Consider the following 25016-nt stretch of genomic DNA (forward strand, 5'->3'; position numbering starts at 1 on the left):
GAGACTCGCGAACCAAGAAAAGCAGTAATTCATTATCAAGTTGTTGACCCAACACGTTGACCGATCCTCTGCATGGCAGAATAATCGAATCTTCACTGCTGAGCAAAATAGTTCCCGAACAATCCCTCTTTCTTCATGTTGAGCGAACCTCGTGCCAATCATTCGCGATCTCAGTCATTTCCCGCCATCTGCCTGCCACGGAGCGGTGGCCATTGGTAACTTTGACGGAGTGCATCGAGGTCATTTGGAAATCATCCGCCGATTGATTCAACGTGCACTAGAAGTAAACGGTCCGGCAATAGTTTTTACCTTTGACCCTCATCCGGTGCGCCTACTTAGGCCCGAGCAGTGTCCCCCGCCACTCACCTGGACTGAGCGCAAAGCCCAGTTATTGGCCGAGCATGGGGTGAACAAGATCGTGGCCTATCCGACCGATGAGCATCTACTCGGGTTGTCGGCCCATGATTTCTTTGACTCGATCGTGCGTGATCTACTCCAGGCCAAAGCGATGGTGGAAGGACCCAATTTCTATTTTGGCCACAATCGCGAGGGAAATGTTGAGCTACTCTCCCAGCTTACTGCCTCCGTGGGGATGTCGCTTGATGTGGTGCCTCCTGTAGAAATCGATGGTGCATTGGTCTCCAGTTCGCGAATTCGTGGGCTTATCGCCGCAGGAGAAGTCGCTACCGCAAAAGAGTTGCTCTCCGCACCGTATCGAATTCGGGGTATGGTGACGCACGGTGCAGGACGCGGGGCGAAATTGGGTTTCCCCACTGCCAACCTCGAAGCGGTTGATACCCTACTCCCCTCGATAGGGGTCTATGCCGGTAGGGCTTGGCTAGATACCATCTCATATCCTGCAGCAATACATATCGGACCGAATCCCACTTTTGGTGAAGCAGCCTTCAAAGTGGAAATCCATTTGCTCGATTTCGAAGACACTTTGTACGGCCAGCCTTTGGAAGTTGAGTTTCTTGCCCGTCTGCGCGATGTGACGAACTTCCGAAATGAAGAGTCGCTCGTGAATCAATTACAAGACGATGTCGCACGCACGAGAGAGATAGTCGGCTGAGCGGATAACAAGGTTCTCGCTGGAATTCTCTAATCGAGGGCGTCCTGTTTTCAATCCTCTTGCTTGTTGAGAGTTCCCGTTCTGCCTACGATAGATATTCCTGCAAATCTCCCTCCACTGGCCGATGTCTATTTGTACCTTTCTGCACGATGAAGAAGCTGTTGCTAATTTTGGTAGTAGTTGCCCTGTTGGGGGGGCTGCTTACGGCTGCCTGGTGGCCAATGTCGAGATATTTGGCCGAGCGAAGTCGTCCCCAATGGCGGACTGCGAAGGTTTCTCGCGGCAAAATTGTTGCCGACGTTAAGTCAACAGGGACTGTAAAGCCAGTCTTGACGGTTTCTATTGGATCCTTTGTTTCAGGACCAATCACCGAATTGCACGCTAATTTCAATCAAATCGTGAAGAAAGGGGATCTGCTCGCACGCATCGATCCTCGTCTCTATCAGGCGAATGTTGATCGCGATCGTGCCGTGCTTGCTTCACGCAAGGCGGATGTAGATCGAGTCTCGGCCCTCCTCCTCCAGGCAACGCGCAACGAACAACGAGCCATTGCCCTGCGGAAAGGCGATGAGGATTTTATCTCGGCAAAGGAGATGGACGCCTTTCATTTCGATCGGCTATCTCTGGCCGCACAACTTAAATTGGCTGAGGCAGCGGTCGAACAAGCCCAGGGGGGATTAGAGACGTCGCTGGCAAATCTGGAATACACTCGTATTGTCTCACCGGTAGATGGTATGGTGATCGACCGATTGATCGATGAAGGACAAACCCTGGCGGCCCAGTTTACGACGCCGGAATTATTCAAAGTCGCACCTGAGATGGATCGAAAGATGCATATCTTCGCGTCGGTGGACGAAGCTGATATCGGGCTTATCATCCAGGCTCAGACCAAGGGACTCCCGGTTGAATTCACTGTCGATGCCTATCCTGACGAAACTTTCTACGGCGAGATCGAGCAAATTCGCAAAAACTCGACGACGGTTGAAAATGTCGTGACTTATCCTGTTGTAGTTGCCACCAAGAACCCCGACTTGAAGCTGTTTCCTGGCATGACCGCCAGCCTTTCGTTCCAAGTGGATGAACGCTCAGACGTGTTGCGAATCCCTAACTCTGCACTTCGTTTTTATCCGTTGGCGGAACATGTCCGCGCTGAGGATCGTGATCTCTTGTTGGGCGATACTGATAAAGAATCGGAAGAGGATGCCGAAAGAGAAATCAACAATGATGAAGAAAAGACCAAGAATAAGAAACGCCTCCGCCATGTATGGGTCGAAAATGGCAATTTCTTGAAAGCCGTCGAGATCGAAACTGGAATAACCGACTTGAAATACAGTGAATCTCTGTCGGGGGATCTCACAGACGGTCAGAAGCTCGTCATTGGTCTCAAGACGGCCGGTGCTTCGGATTAGACTTGGTGATTTGAGCACATTGAATGTTTAATCTCTTCACGACGATACGGATTGCCCTGCGAGCCTTGGCAAAGAACAAAATGCGTGCTGGGCTCACGGTCCTCGGTGTCGTAATCGGCATTGCAGCCGTGACCACCATGGTGTCAGTCGGACAGAGCGCCGGCGAATTGGTGCAGCGGCAGTTTGAAGCACTCGGCACCAACGTTTTGCTCGTTTTCCCTGGTTCCCGAAGGCGGGAAGGCGTACAACAGTCTGGCAGCCCAACGCTCACCGCCGCAGACGCTCAGGCGATCGCTCAAGAATGTCCTGCCGTGTTGGCGGCAAGCCCCGTCGTGTGGTCAGGTGGGCAAGTGATCTTCGGCAACGTCAATTGGAGCCCCAATGAGATGATTGGCGTGGGCACAGACTATCTTACAGTCCGCAATTGGCAGTTGCGCGTGGGCGACTTCTTCACAGAACGCGAAATCAGTTCTGCCGAAAAGGTGTGTGTGATTGGTCACACCTTGCTTGCCAAGCTTTTTCAGACCTCTAATCCGTTGGGGCAAACAATACGGGTTAAGAATATTCCCTTTCGAGTGATCGGTGTCCTTGAGGCCAAAGGGGCAAATATGGTGGGACAAGATCAGGACAACATCTTACTGATGCCCTACACGACAGCGCGAAAAAGGCTTCAAGGCTCGAATTTCAACACCGTCAATGCGATCATGATTTCGGCCAAGAGTCTTGAGCTTATGTCCCAGGCAGAATACGAAGTTGCCCAAATACTCTTTGAGCGGCATCGCATCCGCCCTGATGAGGACCCCGATTTCCAAATTCGTAACACGACGGAAATTGCCAACGTGCTAGGCACCATTACAGGCACGATGACGCTACTGCTCTCGGCGATTGCCGCGATATCACTGTTGGTAGGGGGCGTGGGAGTCATGAATATCATGCTCGTATCAGTGACAGAACGGACCCGAGAAATCGGCATCCGTATGGCCGTCGGTGCGCGAGGTAAAGACATCATGCGTCAATTCCTCGTCGAGGCGGTGCTACTCTCTTCCTTGGGGGGGCTGGTGGGGGTCAGCTTAGGTATCTCGGCCTCTGTCGGAATTACCATGGCAATCAACTCGATCTCAAGTGGTTCCGATTGGCCGGTAGTTGTGTCATTCCGAGCGGCAGTGATCGCTATGCTGTTTGCCGCAGCAGTTGGAATCTTCTTCGGCTACTACCCCGCTCGACGTGCCAGTCGGCTCGATCCGATTGAAGCGCTTCGCTACGAGTAGGTGAGTGCAAATGCAATAGATAGTCATTGCAAACCTTCGATACCCTCGAACAAGAGAATTGCAAAGTCGAAGGCGAAACTGCGGCGATCTACGGCTAAAAGCTAATAGCTAACGGCTAACAGCTTTCACTTTGAGCCTGCATGATGGTGTTTACCCTAACGGATGAAAATTCGGTTGTAGCCGTAGTATGAACATTCCTCCATTCCCCAATTCCTCCTATTCCTTCTATTTCCGTAGGAGTTATTCGTACATAGGTTCAGTGCCTTTCCGAAACTAGCGCTCGCTTACGCTTCGGGTTAGTTTCTTCGGCGCGCAGCTCGAGCGCGGAGGGTGGATTGGTTTGTGATTATTTGGCGGAACTTTTTTAAATATCAAAAAAACCCCCTGCTTTTCCACGGCAACAGTTCGCTTCAACTCGTTTGCAGATCAAGACTTACAGAGCAGCCGCGTTCCAAGTTCTAAGTGAGTTTTTGAAAAAGAACCTTAACATTCCACGAGGAATCCCAGCTGCTGTGAGCCAGGAGAATGGCAGATTGAGAAGCCGAAACTTATCAGGCGAGAGTGCGTCAGCAGCCAGTTCACTGCGCAGCGCCGAACGAACCGGTTGCTAACGCCACGCGGCTGATAAAGTGGCCCGCCTCTGGGAGTTGTGGCAGTTCAATTGTCAAAGAGCCCGCCTAGTAGTTGGCGAGCCTCATTGTATTAAAAGTAGTGGCCCCTGTTTTTCTTACTAAAACTACCGATTTTGGCTTCTCAAAAAAAATATAAAAAAAAGAAGAATCCAGTCTCTTTGAATGGTTGTATGGGGGGTTTTATTGATGGAATGGGGCAAGATGAGGCCTAAGAAGAGAGATAAGCCAATGAAGATTTGGAGCTAATCTGAGGGCTAACAGCGGGGGCCTAGATCAGACCAGAAGATCGCCGACAATCGCCTAAGATATAGCAGTAAGAATATAGGCCTTTGGGGGGGGCCTTTCGATAATTGGCGGGGGAGTCAAAAAAATAAAAAAATATAATATTCCTCTATCTCTTTCTTCTTTCTGTTGTTGTTTTTGGGTTGAAGATTAATTAGGGGGGGATAAGAAGATTTGGGGCCTAAGAATCAAAGATGAGTTGAGCGGCTAAGATCAGAACTAATAGCGGGGCCTAAGATGAGGTCAGAGAAGATCGCCGACAAGCGGCAAGATATAGCAGTAAGAATATTAGGTCTTTGGGGGCCTTTCGCCGAGAATTGGCGGGGCAATCAAAAAAATAAAATAAAATAATATAATATTCTTTGCCATTTATTCTCTCTCTTGTTTTGGTATTTGGTGGGGGGGGTGAAGATTAATTAGGGGGGAATAAGAAGATTTGGGGCCTAAGAATCAAAGATGAGTTGAGCGGCTAAGATTAGAACTAATAGTGGGGCCTAAGATGAGGTCAGAGAAGATCGCCGCAAGCGGCCCAATGATATCAATGCCGAAATCGAGTCAATAAAGAATTCTTTAGCAGCTGGTTAGATTCTTAATCCCCCATCTAATATTTTTTTCTTTGTTATTATTCTTTTCCGGTTTTCGGGGCTAAGAATATATAGCAAGTAAGAATATAGGTCTTTGGGGGGCCTTTCCGAGAATCGGCGGGCAATCAAAAAAAATAAAAAAATAAAATCTATATTCTGGATTGAATTTCTTTCTTTGTTATATGGTTTTTGGACAAGATTAGAGAAGAGTTTAGGGCTAAGACTCAAAGATGAGTTGAGAGCTAATCTGAGAGCCAACATCGGGGCTAAGATCAGACCAGAGAAGAGAGCCGACAAGATATAGCAATAAAAAAAGAATGTTATTAAATCCTTTCGGGGCGGTCAGAAAGAATAAAAAAAATGATTACTTTGATTATTGTAGAGGGTTTTTTGGGGGTGATGTTTCGAGGGCATGATTGAGTCGAGTTTGGCCCGGGTTATTCCAGACCGCCGTTTTTTAAGCGTGTAAATAAACCAGAGCGGCCAATGGGCGATGTTTGTCTTTCGGAGTGGCCCCCATCCTGAATAGAATTTCTTGTTTGTCATATGGTTGTTTTGATTTTTGAACAAGTTAGAGAAGAGTTTAGGGCCAATAATGTATAGCAAGATCAGAATATTATTTAGGCCTTTCGGGGGATTCGGCGAAAGAGTGTGAGAAGAAAGAATAAAAAAATAATTCTTAGAAGAATCAATAGATTGTGGAGGGATTCTTAGAGTGATATTTAAGATTTTTTAGATTATTGATGAGTCGCAAGACAATAATCTTTCTGACTTGTCATACCAAATGCATCTTACCTAGTCCGGTTAGAGTGGCTATCCCTATGTGATATTACATTCACAAAGGAGAAAAAACCCACAAGATATCAATAATTTGGTGAACCCGTGGGATTGAGCAGTACTTGAGCAGCTAATACGATCTTTTTTTGCATCACATTTTCGGACCAGGACGTCAGCCACATACCGTTGGATCAACTACCAACCCGTTGCCTGGAAAAACCCTTGCGGGAAAATCTTTACTGTCTTTCTTACTCACTTAGCCGCAAGAATATGCTTGGCGGCCCTTTTATATTCCGATCACTTTTTAAGGGAGAAAGAACCGGCACAACGTAACCCACAAGATTATACCCCAACATGGATTTATTTTTCTTGTTCATCATTATATCTATGACCTCTAAGCCGACTTAAACTTTCTCATGACATTTTTTTATTGTTATATTTTTTTTGATGCCGTTTTTGGTGCCGCAATTAAATTGCAATCGCATCGCTAGAAACAACTGTTGAAATTTCTGGCAGTCTTTCCCAAAAATAACAGTTGATAATTCCACTTAGGGGCGTTCTTTAAGAGTTTCCCCGAAAAGAACAGTTGATAATTCCCCAGAGAGGTCTTTGAGAGTTTGCCCGAAAAGAACAATAGATTCCCCCCCAAATCAACAATAGATAATTCCCCTAAGAAGTCTCCTAAGAACTCTTCTAATAATCCCCCCCAATAATAAAAAAAAATTTCTATAACAGTAAGAATAAGAATCGGGTGAGAGAATATTATTTTTTTCTTTGTTATATCTTTTTTGAAAATGCCCTTTTAAAGAGTCGAGATTCCATCGGGCATGATTGAGTCGGGTTTAGCCCGGGTGATTCCAGACCGCCGTTTTTTAAGCCTGTAATAAACAATGCGGGGCAATTTTCCCCCATCATTTTCCTTTTGCTATATCTAAAAAATTGTACCGCATTCCAAATTTTTCTTTCTGGCCATGTTGGTTTGAAATCATGCGAATAAGTTTTGGAATCTTGTTTCTGTTTATGGGTTTAAATCCTTTTTCTTTGCACCACTGCTTATATTTCTCGTCGAGTTCTCTTCTAAATCCATTAAACCGCCCCTTCAATACCTCATCATAAAACACCACGAAGTTTTCTGCGGGCTGTTCTTCTTGCTTAACATGCTTCTTATGAGGTTTAGACTTAACTTGGAAGTGTAGCTTTTTGTTCTTCACGCGAATTCCCATCCATCCCGCATGGATTTTGTAATTACCTTGCTTCTTTAATTCGGGGTCAATGACTCCTGTTTTTCTGAATTGCTTGATGAGAACTCTTCCAAGAGACATTATGGGAAGAACATCTTTACCCTTGGATTTGCACCATTCTGAGTAGTCCAAATAGATATCATGACTTTTGATTCTGGTATCATTAGTTGTCACCTCAATACATTCATCGAGATATTCTTGGACGTTATTCTTTGTTTGTTTTGGTAAGATTAAATCAAGTGGTTTCTTGGTATATTTATTTACAATTGCCATACTAACAGGCGAACCATCGCTCAGCTCAAAACCTTCTTCGTTCATTATGGCTACCACTTTTGTGGTCGAGACACCTTGCTGCTTCAACTCAGTAGCCCTCTCAATCGCCTCCTGACTCATAGTCTTTGTGCTTAGCTTGGCAGCTCTGGCACCATGTATGCGGGCACTGAAACTCGTGCACACCGCGATGATATCATCTGATAACTCTTTTTCTTCACTCTCATTCAATTCCTTTTCTGTATATATGATTTTTATGCCATGATTTTTTGCCAGAAGTTCTATTATCTCGACTCCAAACCGAGCTAATCTGTCGCGAAATGTGAGAAGCAAAATTCCACCATCATGTTTGTGTTGCATTATCTGCTCTAACATGCGGATTAGCCCCGCTCTTTTGAACGATAATCCGGACCCTATGTCTGTAAAAACAGTGGGGGCTAATCCGTATTGGTTTTGACAATGGAGTTTTAATCTTTCGACCTGCCGTGAAAGTGATGACTCTTCGTTCTTCTTAAAACCCTTTGCTTGCCCACCAGATGACACACGGCAATATAGGAGGATGGAAGGGTGTTCGCTTTCGACCTCCAGGCCTAAGAACTCTTCAACATCTTCGCGCTTAAATCGGCGATGACCGCCATTTCCCGAACGGTACGTGGGCAGCTGGTTTAGCGACCAACGCCGAACTGTGTTTGGATGCGCACCTGATAGCCGACAAACATCGCCCACAGATAGAAGTTGATGGGATGAGGCCCCGCAGATACCATTTTGAGTAGGCATTTCTAGCTCCTTGGTTAGCTAGTGATTGCTTAGAGGCCCCGTTGTGTTAGTCGCACAGCGGGGTCTCGTTTTGTTAATGCCTTAATATAGCAAGAATCAATGATTATATCTATTCGTAAGGCTTAAGAATTAGCCTAGAAAAATAGAGAGCATAGTAGCTTTTAGTTATATTTTTTTAAGCTGCCCAATTTCTACAGAAAAGTTGAGAGTTGAGGGGGATAAGGAAGAAAACGGGACAGGTCTAATATTGACAAAATAGGCTTCCATGTTATTTTCCATTCATGCCCCGAACTGCTCGTATTACTCCTGGTGGTATGGTGTTTCATGTGCTCAACCGTGGTGTGGGACGTATGCGATTGTTCAAGAAGGATCGCGATTATGAAGCGTTTGAGGAAATTATCGCGAAGACCCTCCTCACCTGCCCCATGCGAATTTGCTCCTATTGTTTGATGCCTAATCATTGGCATTTGGTGTTATGGCCAGAAGCAAGCGACGACCTGGCGGTCTTCATGCAAAAACTTACCATCACCCATGTCCGTAACTTGCAAGAGCACCATCGTCGTGTGGGAATGGGGCACGTCTACCAAGGGCGTTACAAATCTTTTCCTGTGGAAGCAGATGACCACTACTACCAGTTGGTCCGTTATGTCGAACGTAATGCTCTGCGTGCCAAGTTGGTCACGACCGCTGACGCGTGGCGCTGGTCGAGTCTCTGGAGACGCGAACATGGCACAGCCGAGGAGCGAAGGCTCTTGAGCAGTTGGCCGCTGCCGCGCTCACGAGGTTGGCTTGATTTTGTGAACGAGCCACAGACCGATGCCGAATTGAAAGCTATTCGCCGGGCGATCAGTCGTGGCCAACCCTTCGGGAACGACCACTGGATTCACCAAACGGCGAAGCAACTCGGCTTGGAGTCCACGATGAGGCGTCGTGGTCGCCCCAGTAAAATGGAGCAGGCTATCAGAAATTAGACCTGTCCCGTTTTCTCTTCCCGGATGGAAATCGATACCACTCGGCTGCGTGAAGAGCAGGATCGAATCACTTACGCGATCTGCTAGGAACCTAGGATGTTCACAATCAATCCCAATCCAGAATAGGGGATTGGGCCACCAGTGTGGGAAGTGCTTTCCAAACCGCTAGGTTAAGGGCCGAAAAGGACATGCATTATTCGGAGTCTTTCAACAACACCCGTTTCTACGATCCCTGCAGGGGAAATTCAAAGGGGTCGGGCGTCATTTTTAGAAAAGACTCCCGAGCCCTCAACCGCTATCATTCAGCCGCTTCATTGCCCGATGTAATCGGTTTCTGGCAGGATTGGCTCGGGTAGTTGCAACGGGGGCAATTCTTCGGCGTCTGCTCGTTGACGTTTGCGGAGTCGAGAAAGCGGATCATCGAGGTCGAAGAAGTCTTCGGCGGGTTCATCTCCCACAGGATAGACATTCTCATTATCCGTCGGACGCATGTCGCGTGGATAGCATTCATACGCACAGAGTCGCCCCTTGGGACCGATCGAGCCGTAGCGTTCCTGAAAGAAATAGACTCCATGGGTTTCGAGAATCGTGCCGGTTTCCAGTTGCAATTGAGCCAGCTCGGTATTGTATTGGGTGACCGCCTGTGCCTCGTTGCTGACCGAATTGCCCCAATCGACGATTGCCTGAAGCACATTGATATAGGGATTTAGACCGCTCTGATAGCGCCCCATCTGAAGCTCAAGGTTATCTCGCGCGGCGGACTTGGTTTCCTGGTATGCCAGATACTGTTCAAAAAACTGATCGAGATTCCGCACACTCAAGGCTACGTCATGCACCGCGCTGTGCAGACCTTGTGTAAGATTCGCACGATCACGGGCGATGATCAACTCGCGTTGCCGCAGTTGAGCACGCGATTGACGCAGGCCCAATGGCACGGAGAAATTTACCCCTAACGTCCAATCGGTGTTTTGACTAAATGGTGAAGAGACCGGATCCCCTATCGGCATGACCCCTTCAAGGCCGTTCCAACGATAGACCCCTACTGCATCGACCCTCGGGAGGGCTTGATTTTGAGCCTGCATCAAGAACTGCTGGTCTGCTTCAAGAACAAGTTTCAGTTCAATCAGATCGGGACGGTACTGTTCGGCAAGACTCACTAGGAGCCCCCAATCAAGCTCCAGCCGCTCGTCTGTGGGAGGAGAAGTTGGAGTGATGCGATCTTCGCCATAAGGCGGAAGACCCAAGAGATTGCGCAGAGCTGCTTCGCGTTGGAGAACATTGGCCCGAGCGGTTATTAGAGTTGCCCGAAAGTTAGCCAGCGAGACCCTGGTTTGAGCAACTTCGGCTGGACTAATGTTTCCAGTACGTGCTCGGGCTTCTGCCTGGCGATAGGCAAAATCAGCCTGCTTTACCTGTTGCTCACGAGTCCAGAGATCCGTACGGGCGAAGACCAGGTTCCAATAGCCCTCGATCGCTCCTCTGACCAGACTTTGAACGCTCCCTTTCATTTGAAAGAAGGAACGTTCCGTGTCGATCTGGGCAATGACAATCGGAGCCAGATTGGCCCGTCGACCGCCACCCTGCAACAAGGGCTGTGTGTAGCTAAGCCCCAACGTGCTCGTCTCGCGAGGATTGAGCAGAAACACGCCGGGTCGAAATCGAGAGTGTGTGTCGACAATATCCAGTGCGGCAGTACCCCCTGTGATGTTCGTCTTGGAGAGTTGAAAATCCACGTTATAAGCATCCGTGCGGGTGCCATCGATTAGCGTTCGCAGAGGATCTCCCGGATCTTCAAACGCGAACGGAGTTTCAATGCGGTCCCAATTATTCCGAATGATGACTGATGGATCGAATCTAGCTCGCTCCTGATCGATAAAAGTGTTCGTAATCGCAGCATCGTAGATGGTTTGGCCACTCGAAACGGCAGTTACGCCAGCAAGCACACGAACCACCTCAGCGTTTTCTAGCGCAACACGAATTGCATCATCAAGTGACAGGTCACGCGGGGGCGCGTTAAATCTTGGCTCGCTCACAGTCGGTGGTGCAGGAGTTTCGGGTAAAGCAACATGTGGCAACTGATTCGGGTTGCGTATTCGAATACTCCGCTGCTCCGGCATGATGAAGCGCCATGGAGCGTCCGCGCGCGCAGGACCAATCAGCGCAGCTGCGGCGGTTGTTGCTGCTAGCAACAATACGAAGGCGATTGGGCGACTGGTCATAAGACTTGACTTCGTCGGCCCAGTTCCGTTTATGCCAGTATTTCAGTTCGTGTCGATTTATCTTAACGCTCTGCTTGCACCGGATCATACGAGTGTAGCGATTGTAGGGCTTCGGCAAAGTCCGTGGTGTCGGCAACGACTTGACCATCGCGGAGGACGATTTTGCGATTCGCGTAGCGAGCCACGTCTTGATCGTGAGTGACCAGGATCATCGTGATTTGTTCTTCTTCATTTAACCTGCGAAATAACGCGATCACCTCACTGCTGGTTTTCGTGTCCAAATTGCCAGTCGGCTCATCAGCCAGCAAGATCGAAGGTCGGTTTACTAGTGCCCGGGCAATCGCGACACGCTGTTGTTGTCCGCCAGAGAGTTGGCTAGTGGTATGGTCGATTCGATCGCCGAGGCCTACGCGGTTAAGCTCATCACGGGCTCGTTCATGTCTCTCACGTGCGGAGAGGTCTCGAGAATATAGGAGAGGCACTTCGACATTCTCTAGGGCCGACGTCCGGTTCAACAAGTTGAAGTTTTGAAACACAAAACCAATTTGTTGATTGCGAATTTGAGCTCGTTCGTCAAGGGACATTTCCACGACCTCAACGCCGTCGAGCAAATAGCTACCTCCGGTCGGGCGGTCGAGACATCCCAACGTGTTCATCAATGTCGACTTCCCAGAACCTGAAGGACCGATCAAAGCAACGTATTCACCACGATCAATAGTGAGACTCGTAGGCCGAAGTGCTTCAACTTTCACTTCCCCTAGATCGTAAACCCGACTTACATCGCGGAGCTGAATAAGGCGGTTAGTCTCTGGCATTGATTTGACTCGGCAAGGAGTTAATAGCAAAATTGATCACGATTGGAAAATCACAAACCCAGCAAGACTTGATGGGAGCACTATGGCACATTGTAGTCCGAAATCAATTCTGATTCCTCTAGAGGCCCATTCCACATACGGCTCGACTTAAGTACATTTCTCTCTCGTCCTCTTCTGAAAATCGCTTTCGGCTTCTTGTTTACCTCGAAATCTAGTATCATGAGAGTTTAGAGTAATGTCGAAGCCACTGAAGGAACTTTTCATTCATGACCATTGATTGGCTGCCGCTCCAGAAGATAATTGAACAACATCAGTCGTTTCTACTGACGTCGCATTGTCGGGCCGACTGTGATGCGCTCGGTAGCGAGTTGGCCATGGCTGCGATTCTAGAACAATTCGGCAAGAATGTCCGCATCGTCAATGGTGACGAGGTGCCGCGCCACATTAGCTTCATCGATCCAAGCGGTCGTGTCGAAACTTTGGGAAGCGGCGTAAGCGCTGATGATCTTTTGGACATTGATGTATTGATGGTGCTGGATACAAGCGCCTGGGTGCAACTAGGGCCCATGGCCGATGTGGTGAAACGATTTTCCGGTACGCGAGTTGTTGTTGATCACCATGTTAGCCAAGATGACATGCAGGCGACCGTGTTCAAAGACTCCGCAACAGAAGCAACCGGTCGATTGGTTCTAGAACTCTGTAATGCCATAAACGCCACAGTCACTCCATCGATAGCCCACCAATTATTCACAGCAATTGCGACCGATACGGGTTGGTTTCGTTTCGCTTCGGTCACCGAAGAGACCTTCCAAGCACTGGCCCAACTCGTGGCTGCAGGAGCCAATCCCCCCCAAATCTTCGCCTCCCTGTATGAACGACATACCCTAGCACGCCTCAAGCTGAGGGCCCGAATTTTGGAGAATATCGAGACGTTCTCTGGTGGAAGATTAATGGCCACCCAAGTTTATCAGCAGGATTTTGCAGAAACGGGGGCCGAACCGGCAGATACTGAGGACGTAATAAATACTCTACTTACTGTCGAAGGAAGCCAGGTTGCCGTGTTGTTTGTAGAATTGAAGCGTATCACCAAGGTAAGCCTGCGTAGCCGCACAGAGTTTGATGTACGGGCCGTTGCAGAGCAATTTGGGGGTGGAGGCCACAAGGCGGCAGCAGGAATTGCCTACGAAGGAAGTCTGGCCGAAGCCCGTGCCGCGGTTCTCAAAGTGTTGGAAGCGGAGATAAAGTGAAGGATAAATCAAAACCCGACCTCGTTAACAAGACTGTGTCCTGGAATCGTCGAACATTTTTTGAGATGCTTACAGCAGTTGTCGCTGGGACAGTGGCAATTGCTACTCCATTTGTAGTTGGCGTGGTTTCATTTCTTTCTCCCCTCTTTAAGAAGAACTCCAATCCACAAGTTCGCATTGCTTTGCTAAGTCAGATTCCTGACGATGGCATGCCTCGTAGCTTTCCGGTGGTGACTGACCATGTGGACGCCTGGACGAAATATCCCGAACAGCGAGTGGGCTCAGTTTATCTGGTTCGCAATCAGGGGGCAGCGAAGCCAATTGCATTTACTGCAAAATGTCCTCATGCAGGCTGCTTTATTGGCTACAAGCCAGGGGATGAATTGTTTCGTTGCCCATGTCATACTAGTGCATTCAATCTGGATGGAACCCGAGAGCGGGGCGACGCAGAGGTAGCCCCTCGCGATATGGATCGCCTGCCCGTCGAGTTGAGAACCGTAGAATCCACAGATGACAACGGACCAACCGAAGTCTGGATTGAATTCATTGATTTCCAAACCGGACACAAAGAAGCGATTTCGACTGTATGAGTTCTCCGCTACGTACTCTCGTTGATTGGCTAGATAATCGAACGGGAGTGCGTGGGCTGCTACACGAAGCCCTCTACGAACGTGTCCCCGGCGGCGCGCGGTGGCGTTACGTCTGGGGCAGTACTTTGGTGATCGCATTTGTCTCTCAGATGATCACTGGCACTTTTCTCTGGATGGCCTACAGCCCGAGTACTCAGACCGCTTGGGAAAGTGTGTTCTATATTCAATATGAGATGACAGGGGGCTGGCTACTGCGCGGACTGCACCACTACATGGCCCACGCAATGGTCGTGCTACTGGCAATTCATTTTGCTCAGGTCGTCTGGGATGGAGCATATAGGGCTCCGCGAGAGTTGAATTTTGTCATTGGCGTAGCACTAATGCTTGTGGTGTTTGGCCTCTCACTCACGGGCTACTTACTACCCTGGGACCAAAAAGGCTACTGGGCTACTAGCGTCGGCACCAATCTGGCAAGCCAGGCACCAGTGGTTGGTCCCGAATTCAAAAAACTGGCCATCGGCGGAGTCGACTATGGACATCACACGCTCACTCGATTTCTGGCTCTCCACGCCGGAGTTCTGCCGGGACTTCTGATTGCGCTCTTGGTGCCGCACATCGCGCTGTTCCGCCGACATGGACTCCATGCTCGCGAGCCGCTGAAAGGTCCAGACGCCATGTTTTGGCCCGACCAACTGCTCAAAGACAGCATAGCGGCACTGGGAGTAGTTGCTGCTGTTTTCGTCTTAGCGATCTATGGTGGAGGTGCGGAACTTACCGCACCAGCCGACCCGGCAAATCCCTACAATGCCGCGCGCCCCGAATGGTATTTCTTGTTCCTGTTCCAGTTCCTGAAATGGTTCCCGGGTGAGCTTGAAGTCTGGGGAGCATTTGTCATTCCTGGTGTAATTGTGACAACTTTGTTCCTCATGCCTTGGATCGGTCGCACTCGCGGCGGGCACCTGTTCAACGTGGGTTTGCTCGTAATCCTGCTAGGGGGCGTCGTACTTCTGACGGCCCAGGCTGTACGGGATGACTATTTTGCCGCATGGTACGAACGTACCGAGGCGAACGCCCATAAATTTGATGCATCTCAGGCTTTCCTCGATGCGGAAAAAAATGCCGAGCGTGAAGCAGAGCGCGTAATCGAGTTAGCCCGCTCACCGGAGAAGATTCCTCCGACGGGTGCGCTGTCACTTATGGCACAAGACCCTTACCTGCAAGGGCCAAAGCTATTCGCTCAGAACTGTGCGGGTTGCCACACGCATGTGGACCGCTCTGATGGCGCCGATTCGACTCATAACATGGATGGGAAATCCGCAACCGCACCTAACCTTTTCGGCCTGGGGACACGTGAATGGGTGGCGGCGATTCTCGATCCTGATCAGGTCGCCGATGCTGATCACTTCGGTTATCAAGAATCACCGTTTGCCGAGGGTACTATGGTCGACTGGGTCCAATCGACGGTGCCCGACCTTGACCAGGAACATGTGGACCAAGTCGTAGCAGCACTAGCCGCCGAGAGTGCAAGTTCTGGAAACCGTGTCAACGAGCGTGGCGTCGACAAACAAAAGATCGCTGCTGGCTTCCAACTCATCAAAGAGGAAATTGGCTGCACCGACTGCCATAAGTTTCACGAGGTGAACAATGAAGGAGGTGCCCCCGACCTGACTGGATACATGTCCCGCGACTGGCTCATGGACTTTATCCGCAATCCCTCTTCTGAGCGATTCTACGGCGAATACAATGATCGCATGCCTGCCTTTGCCCCGCACGATAATCCACAACTCAACCAGCTCGATGACCAAACGCTAGGTTTGATCGTCGATTGGCTCCGGGGGGATTAGGTGGTACCAGAGATCAAATCAGATTCTCCCACCAAATAATGCTAGCAATGATAATTGCTTTCTACTCAAACGATAAAATCGTTACAGTTTAACAATCCCGATGGCCGATTCTTCCTCCATACGGCTCGCCAGAGTTTGCGCGAGCACTCCGCAAACCTTAGGACTCTGCCCGCATGTGGTGCAGCCAATGCCAGCAAGATGTGCCTGCCGTGGCACGCACTTCCCAGGGACCCTTGGTGTGTTCTTGTTGTGGACAAATCGTCAAGCTGAGTACGCTTGAGCGGATCGTCGATTCTGGCATAGAGCTGGAATCCTTTGAGGCAGCATCAACAACTTCTGGTTTACGCTCAAGCCCCATCGATTATGGTGCGCGGGAAGAAGCCCGCGAGAGACATCGTCGAATTGGTCGGCAATTACGATCTCCTTACCGGGAGGTTTTCGAAACCGGCGCGCCTGCGACGGTCGAGGGAAATCGCCGCTCTCTCCTTTGGAACTCAGAGCCAATCGCTCCCCCCCAACTTCGGCAAATAGCCAAACTGTCACAGCATGAAGCGGTAACCAGTGGCTCGCAAACGTCTTGGCTCTTGAGCAGCCTGCTGACACTTGGGTTGCTAGGTTTCGCGTTTGGCGTGGCAGCACTCGTCTGGTCGGCCTGCTTTGATCTCAGTGAAGTCTGGCACTGGGGAATGACCACCACAATCGCCGCAGAAGGTTTACTGATCGTAGGCCTCACCTGGATGGCCATTAGGCTCTGGCAAAACAGTCGCCGACTCAATCATGAGCTGCGCGGTGTTGACAAACAATTGGTAGAAATCCACGAAATGGCCGGTTCGCTCTCTGCCGGACAACTCTCTGCCAGCCAAAACTATTACCACCACTTCAGCCAGGTGGCAAATCCACACATGCTGGTCGCCAACCTCCGCGGGCAAATCGATCAGCTCGCGGAGCGGATAAGCGGTTAAAGTCCAATCAGTTAAGAGACTCGGTCCGAGACTTCTTCTACCACGTCGTCCACTTTTACCCGCCATTGTTCCAGCGTGTCGCGGTCGCGGATCGTAACGGTGTTGTCTGTGAGCGACTGTCCGTCGACCGTGATGCAATATGGGGTACCAGCCTCATCCTGGCGGCGATACCGGCGACCGACAGCACCCTTCTCGTCGTAAAACGCCGGGAAGCGTTTTTTTAGCGCCCTGTAAATTTCTTGGGCCACCTCAGGCATGCCATCTTTCTTCACTAGCGGGAACACAGCCGCCTTGATCGGAGCGATTCGCGGGTGGAACTTCATTACTACACGAGTCTGCATTTGCCCTTTGTCATCGGGGGCCGAGTCTTCCGTATACGCCTCGCACAGGAACGCCAACGCCCCACGATCAGCACCTGCCGAGGGTTCGATCACATGTGGCGTAAAGCGATCGTTTGTGACCTCATCTCGGTACTGCAAGTCGCGTCCACTTCCCCGATACTTCGGCTTGCCATCTTCACCAAGTTCAACTTCCAAACACCCTTTAGCGTTCTTAACGAGTTTACCTTCCATGTGGCTGCGGAGGTCGAAATCACCGCGGTGGGCGATTCCTTCCAATTCGCCGTACTCCCCTTCCGAGAGGAATGGAAATGCATACTCGATGTCAGCGGTACCGACTGAATAGTGGCTCAACTCGTCTTTGTCGTGCTCGCGAAGCCGCAGGCGTTCGCCAGCGAGTCCCAGGTCGGTGTACCACTGCATCCGCCGGTCGCGCCAGTATTCGTACCACTTGCGCGACTCTTCTGGATGGCAGAAAAATTCGATCTCCATCTGCTCAAATTCGCGACTGCGGAATGTGAAATTGCGAGGCGTGATTTCATTGCGGAAACTCTTGCCGATTTGGGCGATGCCAAAGGGAATTTTCACGCGGGTGCTGTCGAGAACATTCTTGAAATTAACGAATATGCCTTGAGCGGTCTCTGGGCGGAGGAACGCCCTTCCTTCTTCGCCAGCGAGTGCACCGATAGTGGTAGGAAACATTAACTTGAATTCCCGAGGGCCATTTAGGGTACCAACTGAATTAGCCTCGGGCGCAAAGACACATTCGAGCGAATCGAGTTTGTCAAGTGTCATAACACTTTCGTGCCATTCTAGTACCTCAGCATCTTTTGCTCGCAAATTGAATGCCTTCAATGCACGACGTTGCAGATCTCCGGCTTCCTCCTCGGCCTCTGCTAACGAGGTCACAAAAAGTCGCTCTATCTCATCACCTTGAATCTGTTGAACACCTTCACTAATGACCTTAGGCTGCAACCTAACTTTCTTACCCTGGGCAGATACCCAGCGTCCCCGGAGTTGATCAAAGCGATATAGCTTCTTCGTTTCTTTGCAATCCACCATCATGTCGCAGAATAAATCAAAATGTCCGCTACACTTCCACACCTGGGGGTGCATGATGATGGTGCAGTCGAGGCCGGTCATTTCATAGGTGGTGGGGGCACCTGCCGGGATGGCTAGTTCATCGTGCCCAGTGACCATATCTTGCCACCAAGCATTCTTGATATTCCGCTTTAATTCCACGCCCAACGGACCGTAATCCCAGAAGCCATTCAGGCCTCCATAAATTTCGCTTGACTGAAACAAGAATCCCCGCCGTTTACAGAGCGAGACTAGCTTTTCCATTTCCATGAGTGTAATCGCCTTCAAGATTAATGCCGCGGTAAGGATGCGAAACCGCAAGTGTAACTGGATCGGTTGCGAAACGTCTACCGCAGCGTGATATGCTCGGTCACGATGTCCCATTCGGGTACCACGGCCAGCGTATCTAGCTGGGCACATGTAGGCAGGTCGTCCGCATGACCGATGGCTAGAAGGTTCTTCCCTCCGGGAGTACTTTGTAATTCCCAGGCGAATTGATCACTCGGAGAGCGTCGGTTAGCCCTTGCTCCACTCAACAGTTCCTGCCATTCGCGATGGGCAGAGTCGGCCCACTCGTTCGAATGCCAATGACCGGCGTCGGTGTTTCGAATTAGCTCATCAACGATCGCTCCGGCGGCTAGAATGTCTTCGCGGGTAACGATTCCTCCCGTTCCCGCGCAAAGTATATCGACGCGCGGCGAAAATTGTGCCGCAGCGGCAATCGCAGCGCGATTGACTGCTGCCCCTACCAGTACTCGCTGGGCAATGCGCGCGTGCAGCAGAGCCCGCGTGCCATTGGTGGTGGTAAATAATACCGTGCGGCCAAACACCTGGTCGGGCGTGTACTCGATCGGTGAATTTCCTAGATCGAAACCCGCAATCAAATCCCCTCCCCTTTCGCCACCCAACACAACATTTGCTCGGCCCAGTTGCTGCACACGGTCCGCCACATCGCCAATCTCCAGCAAAGGCACAACAGCTGCTGCCCCGGAATTTAGTGCAAAGCAGATAGTTGTAGACGCCCGCAGAAGATCGACCACTATAACGGTGCTGTCAGCCAGATCGCTCTCGGCGACGAATTGCGGCAGATAATGGACGTTGAGGTTCAATGAAATAGGCAGTTCGTATAGCGGAATTGTGCCGAGTCGTCTCCGCCCTCGGTTGAATTGTTAACGACCCTTCAATCCGGGCGGTTTGCGCTAGCAGGCTAGCTATTCTACTGTGATACTGGTGTGCATGACAATCAATGTTTGCCCGCAACCTAAAACCTCAGTTTACTCGCCCCATTCAATGGCAACCGTCGACAAATCAGGTGAGCGCGTTCGCGAAATGTTCGGCGAGATCGCCGGGCGCTATGATTTCCTGAATCATCTGTTGTCGTTGAATATCGATCGCTACTGGCGGTGGCGCACTGTGCGTGCCGTTCCACCTCATCCAGGCGCCAAGATTCTCGATCTCTGTACAGGGACTGGAGATTTAGCCTTTGCCTACAATAAGGCAGCCCATGGCGAGGCTCAGATAATAGGGGCAGACTTCTGCTTGCCGATGCTTGTCATCGGGCGGGAAAAAGGGAAGAAAAGCGATGGTGCGGGGGTAACATTTCTCGAAGCCGACGCTCAACAGATCCCCCTCGAAGAAAACCAATTCGACATCGTCTCGGTGGCGTTCGGCCTAAGGAATGTGGCGGATACTGACCTCGGGCTCTCGGAAATGGTGCGTGTCTGCGCACCGGGGGGCAAAGTGACGGTGTTGGAATTCTCAACGCCACGCTGGCAACCCTTTGGCGCGATTTACGGCTGGTATTTTCGCTATGTCTTGCCAAAGATTGGCCAATTGTTCGCCAGGAATTCCCATGCGGCTTATAACTATCTTCCTACGAGTGTGAGTCAGTTTCCGCAGGGAGAGGAACTGGCCGAGCGAATGCGAGCTGCTGGGTTGGTTGACGTAGGTTTTCGGGGACTTACGCTAGGAGTTACGACGCTTTACGTCGGTACCAAACCTTCAATAGAGAAGTGAATTCATCGAGGGTCAATCGTTTCATGTCAAACCGAGTTAGAAGAGTATGTGTGGGGATTACTGGGGCCAGCGGTGCTGTTTATAGCGTGCGGCTAATTGAGGTATTGCTGGCCACAGGGCATGATGTGCATCTTTCGATCAGTCCTAGCGGAGCGCACGTCATTCGCGAAGAGATGGACCTGAGCGTCGATCTTGAAGATTTCAAGCCCGCACAATTGATGCTCGACGACGTGAAACATGCATCGGACAGCAAGATCCAGCTCCTCCAAGCCAGCGCTGGAATCGGCACGGCTGACAGCAATGTCCTCTCGGTTGAGTCGGGACGCGTTGGAGATGTCTTTTATCACCACTACCGGGATTTTCAGGCACCAATTGCCAGCGGCTCGTTTCTCACTCAGGGTATGATTGTATGTCCCTGTTCAGGGACATCACTCAGCGCTATTGCACACAGCTCCGCCGGTAATTTGATTCAGCGGGCAGCCGAGGTTCACCTCAAGGAACGCCGCAAGCTAATTCTCGTTCCGCGCGAAACACCGCTTTCTTTGCCACAAATCGAAAACATGCGACTCGCCACGCAGGCCGGCGCAGTCGTGATGCCTGCCTCGCCCGGTTGGTACCACGGCGTAACAACGCTTCGCGACCTGGTGGACTTCATGGTCGCACGGCTCTGCGACCAACTAGGGATCGATAACTGCCTGATCAATCGCTGGGGAGCCGAATGAGGTCCTCAGCCGCGACGCAACGCGTCACACGGCGCGCATGATAAACGCCTTCCACCACTTGCTGTCGCTGATCCGCTTCAGTCACACCTTGTTCGCCCTGCCTTTTGCGCTCTTGGCGGCTGTGATGGCATGGACTGAATGCGGAATGCAGAATACAGAATGCGGGTTCACTATTCCAATCTTGCTGGGCATCCTACTGTGCATGGTCACCGCCCGCAGTGCAGCGATGGCATTCAACCGCTTAGTAGACCGCCGCATCGACGCCGCAAACCCGCGCACTGCGGGACGGCATCTCCCCGCAGGAATCCTCAGCGTCCCCCAAGTGACCGCTTTCACTATCGCTTGCGGTTTTGCATTCATCGCCAGCACCCTGCTCTTTCTGCCCAACCCCCTGCCCCTCTATCTGAGTGTTCCTGTCCTGGCATTTCTCTGCGGCTACAGTTTCGCTAAACGTTTCACAGCGCTCGCACACCTCTGGTTGGGGACCGCGCTGGCACTTTCTCCTATTGCGGTTTGGATCGCTATCCGAGGAGAATCAGTGATGCAAAATCCCGCTGACTTACTGCCAGCCATCGTGCTCGGAGGAGCCGTGCTTGCTTGGGTGACCGGGTTCGACATCATCTACGCCTGCCAGGATTTTGAATTCGACCGTTCTCAAGGTCTGCGCAGTATCCCTACCAGACTGGGAATTGCCCGATCACTGAAACTCGCCGCTGCCTGTCACGCTGCAACGGTGGTTCTATTGGCTCTGCTGCCAACCGTGTACCCACAATTTGGCATCCTCTACTGGTTGGCGGTGGCTGCCGTAGCGGGACTACTGGTCTACGAACATGCTTTGGTGCGTCCCGATGATTTGGATCGAGTGAATGTCGCCTTTTTTCAGGTGAATGCGGTGATCAGCCTAGGAATCTTTGCGGTTGGAGCCCTGGACCTTTGGATAGGGAGTGGTTGATAATACAGCACTCTCTGCGACGCTTTGCATCGCGGCTCTCCCGCCACAAACCACCAGCCACAAACCCACTCACCTACATGCTCCGCACTTCCACTCCCATTTTGCAGCCAATCCGAGATAAGGTCGAATCCGGTGAGCGGCTCACGCTCGACGATGGCGTATCGCTGTACCAATGTGAAGTACCTCTTCCTGAATTAGGGGAATTGGCCAATCTGGTTCGCGAGCGCAAGAACGGCAACTTTGCCTATTACAACATCAACACGCATTTGAATCCCACCAACATCTGCGTGTATCGCTGTACATTCTGTGCGTTTCGAGCTGACCTGCGGGAGGCCAAAGGCTATTGGATGAACGACGAGCAAATCCTAGCCCGTGGGCAGGAAGCCGTTGATGCTGGTTCGACCGAGATGCACATCGTCGGCGGCCTCCATCATCAGGCCAAGTACGATTGGTATCGCCGAGTCATCAGTCTGCTGCATGATAATTTTCCCAGCCTGCACCTCAAAGCCTGGACCCCAGTAGAAATCGACTGGTTTGCCCGCCAAACCCAGAAGCCAATCCGCTGGGTGCTCGAAGACATGATCGACGCAGGGCTAGGGAGCCTCCCTGGCGGCGGGGCCGAGATTTTTCATCCTGAGGTCCGTCAACAAATCTGCGAACACAAGGCCGACTCGGCCCGCTGGTTTGAAACCCACCGCACTGCTCATGAGTTGGGTCTGCGTTCCAACTGCACGATGCTCTACGGCCACATCGAGCAACCCTACCACCGCATCGATCACTTGATTCGCTTACGCGATTTGCAGGACGAGACCGGAGGATTCCAGACTTTTATCCCGTTGGCATTTCATCCTGACAACACGGGCCTGAGCCACATTACCAAACCCTCGGGGCCGATGGATCTACGCACTATGGCGATCAGCAGGCTGATGCTCGACAATGTGCCTCACATGAAGGCGTACTGGATCATGCTCGGCGTCGGGACAGCCCAGGTGGCACTGGCCTATGGGGCAGACGACATCGACGGCACGGTCCGGCACGAATTGATATACCACGACGCTGGGGCCGAGACTCCCGAAATTCTGTCAGTCGAGGCAATCCGACGGCTGATCGAGGAAGCCGGTCGGGAACCTGTTGAACGGGACACTCTCTACCACCGGGTCGAACGGGAAGGCTCAGAGTGGCAGGCAGGTGAGAAAATCGCAGTAGGATGAGCAAGATAGCCCTCTCCGCTACGAATATTGTATAATCCATGAGTCTAGCTGCGATTTTTACTCTGTGAACCCTTTACATGGCTGCTGCGTAACAGACTACAATCTCGCTAACAAGCTGGATTTCGAACTCAATCATTGTATCGAGGCCAAACAAAGACATGTTTTTCGATCCCTATTATTTCTTGTACATAGCCCCTGCCCTGATCCTCGCGTTTTGGGCTCAGATGCGTGTGAAGAGTACGTTTGCCGAGGCCCAGAAGGTACCTACTCCGTTGAGTGGTGCTGCCGCTGCTCGGCATATCCTTGATTCAGCGGGGCTCCAGAATGTGGCCATCGAGCAAGTCGCGGGGCATTTGTCCGATCATTACGATCCCCGCAGCAAAGTTTTGCGACTCAGCCAGGATGTGTACGGAACAAGATCCGCGGCCGCAGTTGGTATCGCTGCCCATGAAGCAGGTCACGCCCTGCAGGATGCCCAGAATTACGTCCCCTTGGTACTTCGTAACGGGGCAGTTCCAGCGGCTACCTTTGGTGGCAATGCGAGTATGATCATGCTCATTGCTGGATTCCTATTGTCTTCCAAGCCACTCGTTTTATTCGGGATTGCCGCCTTTGCTTGTGTCGTGGTTTTCCAATTGATAAATCTCCCTGTGGAATTCAACGCAAGTTCCCGAGCCAAACGACTCCTGGTCGATCACGGCATCGTGGCCACCGACGACATGGTCTATGTGAATCGTGTATTGAATGCGGCCGCTTGGACATACGTGGCGGGAACATTGCAGGCGGTACTCACGCTGCTCTATTACATCATGCGATTCTCCGGCAGCCGAGATTGATCGCCTCGTTTCGGAATCTGCTTGCATGGCAATTTGCGTCTCCCTCAGATCGGCAAGCACCATACCGATAGATTTCACCGGGCTTACACCTAAGTGGACGCAAGACAAATCACTTGGCGAAATCGAGAAGCGTAAAGTCCTCCACGGTCGGCACCAAATACGGCTTGCAGAAATCTGCAGAGTCTCTGGCGATCCGAGCGATGGTCGGATGGAATTCGACGGAGATTTTTCCCTCGCGCATGGCATCGGCGCTGCCATGACTCTTGGCAGCATCCATGTATCCAGTAATGCAGGATGCAATGTCGGACTCGGGATGCAAGGTGGCAAAATCCATGTGAAAGGTGCCGTCGGCGACTTCCTGGGCAGTGAAATGCGCGGTGGAACCATTCGTGTTGACGGCTCTGCGGGAAATTCGGTTGGAGGCGCCCAAAACGGTTCACGTCGCGGCATGACCGGCGGTACGATTCTGATACAGGGAAATGTTGGAGATCACGTCGGCCACCTCATGCGGCGCGGGTTGATTGCCGTCCGTGGCAATGCAGGCAAGTTCTTGGGATACAACATGCTCGCCGGCACGATCGTCGTGCTCGGGACATGTAATTCCTATGCCGGGGCAGGCATGAAGCGAGGCACCCTGATCCTACTGGGCAAGTCGCAACCGGTACTCCTCCCAACATTTCGCCTTGCAGGCAAAACCGCTTCGCCCGTGCTTCCACTTACTGGTCGTCATCTTAAGTCGGTTGGCTTCATCGAAAATACGGCACGGTTTGCCGAGCCATGCGAACTCCTGCACGGCGATTTTCTCGCCCTCGGCAAGGGAGAACTTTTTCTTTCAAATTAGCCATCGGCTAGCGTACGATATACTGATCGTTTGATTCCACTCGGTTCAACCTCGCGAGAT

Annotated in this window: 19 protein-coding genes; 14 read left to right on the plus strand and 5 right to left on the minus strand. The window is 51.1% G+C overall.

The genetic code is table 11. The annotated features are described in order from the left end of the window. Positions 1-151: 151 nt before the first annotated feature. The 3 genes from Pla144_RS12445 to Pla144_RS12455 all read left to right on the plus strand — a co-directional run bounded on the left by Pla144_RS12445 (position 152) and on the right by Pla144_RS12455 (position 3749). Positions 152-1072 (plus strand): bifunctional riboflavin kinase/FAD synthetase, encoded by a 921-nt coding sequence (locus tag Pla144_RS12445; RefSeq protein ID WP_146450991.1) that lies wholly within the window; start codon positions 152-154, stop codon positions 1070-1072. 149 nt (positions 1073-1221) lie between these two features. Then, positions 1222-2481: an efflux RND transporter periplasmic adaptor subunit gene (locus tag Pla144_RS12450; RefSeq protein WP_146450992.1), complete on the plus strand. Its 1260-nt coding sequence runs from the start codon at positions 1222-1224 to the stop codon at positions 2479-2481. 23 nt (positions 2482-2504) lie between these two features. Next, a complete protein-coding gene (locus Pla144_RS12455; RefSeq protein WP_146450993.1) occupies positions 2505-3749 on the plus strand; it encodes an ABC transporter permease in 1245 nt (414 codons plus the stop codon). Between the two features lie 3186 nt (positions 3750-6935). On the opposite strand, the gene Pla144_RS12460 is transcribed toward Pla144_RS12455, so the two are convergent. Beyond that, positions 6936-8312, minus strand: coding sequence for an IS607 family transposase (locus Pla144_RS12460; RefSeq protein ID WP_146450994.1), 1377 nt, complete (start codon positions 8310-8312; stop codon positions 6936-6938). A gap of 281 nt (positions 8313-8593) precedes the next feature. Between Pla144_RS12460 and Pla144_RS12465 the strand changes: the two genes are divergently transcribed. Next, positions 8594-9283 (plus strand): transposase, encoded by a 690-nt coding sequence (locus Pla144_RS12465; protein WP_197530633.1) that lies wholly within the window; start codon positions 8594-8596, stop codon positions 9281-9283. Positions 9284-9594: 311 nt separating this feature from the next. Here Pla144_RS12465 and Pla144_RS12470 read toward each other — a convergent pair whose 3' ends face one another. Continuing rightward, positions 9595-11502: a TolC family protein gene (locus Pla144_RS12470; protein WP_146450995.1), complete on the minus strand. Its 1908-nt coding sequence runs from the start codon at positions 11500-11502 to the stop codon at positions 9595-9597. Positions 11503-11564: 62 nt separating this feature from the next. Beyond that, a complete protein-coding gene (locus Pla144_RS12475; RefSeq protein ID WP_146450996.1) occupies positions 11565-12317 on the minus strand; it encodes an ABC transporter ATP-binding protein in 753 nt (250 codons plus the stop codon). A gap of 266 nt (positions 12318-12583) precedes the next feature. Here Pla144_RS12475 and Pla144_RS12480 point away from each other — a divergent pair, with 266 nt between their 5' ends. The 4 genes from Pla144_RS12480 to Pla144_RS12495 all read left to right on the plus strand — a co-directional run bounded on the left by Pla144_RS12480 (position 12584) and on the right by Pla144_RS12495 (position 16960). After that, complete coding sequence (locus tag Pla144_RS12480) at positions 12584-13564, plus strand: DHH family phosphoesterase (protein WP_146450997.1); 981 nt, start codon at positions 12584-12586, stop codon at positions 13562-13564. Next, positions 13561-14154, plus strand: a complete 594-nt coding sequence (locus Pla144_RS12485) for a QcrA and Rieske domain-containing protein (RefSeq protein ID WP_146450998.1) — start codon at positions 13561-13563, stop codon at positions 14152-14154. The genes Pla144_RS12480 and Pla144_RS12485 overlap by 4 nt, the downstream gene beginning before the upstream one ends. Beyond that, positions 14151-15998 carry a cytochrome b gene (locus Pla144_RS12490; protein WP_146450999.1) on the plus strand — a complete coding sequence of 616 codons (1848 nt, stop codon included), beginning with the start codon at positions 14151-14153 and terminating at the stop codon, positions 15996-15998. Before Pla144_RS12485 ends, Pla144_RS12490 begins: the two co-directional genes overlap by 4 nt. A 173-nt stretch (positions 15999-16171) precedes the next feature. Next, a complete protein-coding gene (locus tag Pla144_RS12495) occupies positions 16172-16960 on the plus strand; it encodes a hypothetical protein (protein WP_146451000.1) in 789 nt (262 codons plus the stop codon). A gap of 11 nt (positions 16961-16971) precedes the next feature. On the opposite strand, the gene Pla144_RS12500 is transcribed toward Pla144_RS12495, so the two are convergent. Together Pla144_RS12500 and Pla144_RS12505 are read right to left on the minus strand one after the other, a co-directional pair. Further along, the gene (locus Pla144_RS12500) at positions 16972-18642 is read right to left on the minus strand and encodes a glycine--tRNA ligase (protein ID WP_146451082.1); all 1671 of its coding nucleotides are present in this window, start codon (positions 18640-18642) and stop codon (positions 16972-16974) included. A gap of 83 nt (positions 18643-18725) precedes the next feature. After that, positions 18726-19487: a 2-phosphosulfolactate phosphatase gene (locus Pla144_RS12505; RefSeq protein WP_197530634.1), complete on the minus strand. Its 762-nt coding sequence runs from the start codon at positions 19485-19487 to the stop codon at positions 18726-18728. Between the two features lie 181 nt (positions 19488-19668). Between Pla144_RS12505 and ubiE the strand changes: the two genes are divergently transcribed. The 6 genes from ubiE (at position 19669) to Pla144_RS12535 (ending at position 24956) form a co-directional block, all read left to right on the plus strand. Further along, positions 19669-20394, plus strand: a complete 726-nt coding sequence (gene ubiE, locus Pla144_RS12510; protein ID WP_231936326.1) for a bifunctional demethylmenaquinone methyltransferase/2-methoxy-6-polyprenyl-1,4-benzoquinol methylase UbiE — start codon at positions 19669-19671, stop codon at positions 20392-20394. Positions 20395-20417: 23 nt separating this feature from the next. Further along, positions 20418-21116: a UbiX family flavin prenyltransferase gene (locus Pla144_RS12515; RefSeq protein ID WP_146451003.1), complete on the plus strand. Its 699-nt coding sequence runs from the start codon at positions 20418-20420 to the stop codon at positions 21114-21116. A 37-nt stretch (positions 21117-21153) separates the two neighbouring features. Beyond that, positions 21154-22068 (plus strand): UbiA-like polyprenyltransferase, encoded by a 915-nt coding sequence (locus Pla144_RS12520; protein WP_146451004.1) that lies wholly within the window; start codon positions 21154-21156, stop codon positions 22066-22068. 77 nt (positions 22069-22145) lie between these two features. Continuing rightward, positions 22146-23279, plus strand: a complete 1134-nt coding sequence (gene mqnE / locus Pla144_RS12525; protein WP_146451083.1) for an aminofutalosine synthase MqnE — start codon at positions 22146-22148, stop codon at positions 23277-23279. A gap of 158 nt (positions 23280-23437) precedes the next feature. Next, entirely contained in the window at positions 23438-24115 is a 678-nt protein-coding gene (locus Pla144_RS12530) for a zinc metallopeptidase (protein WP_146451005.1), read from the plus strand. 25 nt (positions 24116-24140) lie between these two features. Continuing rightward, complete coding sequence (locus tag Pla144_RS12535; RefSeq protein ID WP_197530635.1) at positions 24141-24956, plus strand: formylmethanofuran dehydrogenase subunit C; 816 nt, start codon at positions 24141-24143, stop codon at positions 24954-24956. Positions 24957-25016: the final 60 nt, after the last annotated feature.

Origin of the sequence: Bythopirellula polymerisocia (assembly GCF_007860015.1) — a bacterium.
Taxonomy (GTDB): Bacteria; Planctomycetota; Planctomycetia; order Pirellulales; family Lacipirellulaceae; genus Bythopirellula; species Bythopirellula polymerisocia.

Bases quoted from the DNA above. Each gene is read 5' to 3' on its own strand.
- Pla144_RS12450 (WP_146450992.1), top strand. From the start codon at position 1,222: ATGAAGAAGCTGTTGCTAATTTTGGTAGTAGTTGCCCTGTTGGGGGGG.
- Pla144_RS12455 (WP_146450993.1), top strand. From the start codon at position 2,505: ATGTTTAATCTCTTCACGACGATACGGATTGCCCTGCGAGCCTTGGCA.
- Pla144_RS12460 (WP_146450994.1), bottom strand. From the start codon at position 8,312: ATGCCTACTCAAAATGGTATCTGCGGGGCCTCATCCCATCAACTTCTA.
- Pla144_RS12465 (WP_197530633.1), top strand. From the start codon at position 8,594: ATGCCCCGAACTGCTCGTATTACTCCTGGTGGTATGGTGTTTCATGTG.
- Pla144_RS12470 (WP_146450995.1), bottom strand. From the start codon at position 11,502: ATGACCAGTCGCCCAATCGCCTTCGTATTGTTGCTAGCAGCAACAACC.
- Pla144_RS12475 (WP_146450996.1), bottom strand. From the start codon at position 12,317: ATGCCAGAGACTAACCGCCTTATTCAGCTCCGCGATGTAAGTCGGGTT.
- Pla144_RS12480 (WP_146450997.1), top strand. From the start codon at position 12,584: ATGACCATTGATTGGCTGCCGCTCCAGAAGATAATTGAACAACATCAG.
- Pla144_RS12490 (WP_146450999.1), top strand. From the start codon at position 14,151: ATGAGTTCTCCGCTACGTACTCTCGTTGATTGGCTAGATAATCGAACG.
- Pla144_RS12495 (WP_146451000.1), top strand. From the start codon at position 16,172: ATGTGGTGCAGCCAATGCCAGCAAGATGTGCCTGCCGTGGCACGCACT.
- Pla144_RS12500 (WP_146451082.1), bottom strand. From the start codon at position 18,642: ATGGAAAAGCTAGTCTCGCTCTGTAAACGGCGGGGATTCTTGTTTCAG.
- ubiE (WP_231936326.1), top strand. From the start codon at position 19,669: ATGGCAACCGTCGACAAATCAGGTGAGCGCGTTCGCGAAATGTTCGGC.
- Pla144_RS12515 (WP_146451003.1), top strand. From the start codon at position 20,418: ATGTCAAACCGAGTTAGAAGAGTATGTGTGGGGATTACTGGGGCCAGC.
- Pla144_RS12520 (WP_146451004.1), top strand. From the start codon at position 21,154: ATGATAAACGCCTTCCACCACTTGCTGTCGCTGATCCGCTTCAGTCAC.
- mqnE (WP_146451083.1), top strand. From the start codon at position 22,146: ATGCTCCGCACTTCCACTCCCATTTTGCAGCCAATCCGAGATAAGGTC.
- Pla144_RS12530 (WP_146451005.1), top strand. From the start codon at position 23,438: ATGTTTTTCGATCCCTATTATTTCTTGTACATAGCCCCTGCCCTGATC.
- Pla144_RS12535 (WP_197530635.1), top strand. From the start codon at position 24,141: ATGGCAATTTGCGTCTCCCTCAGATCGGCAAGCACCATACCGATAGAT.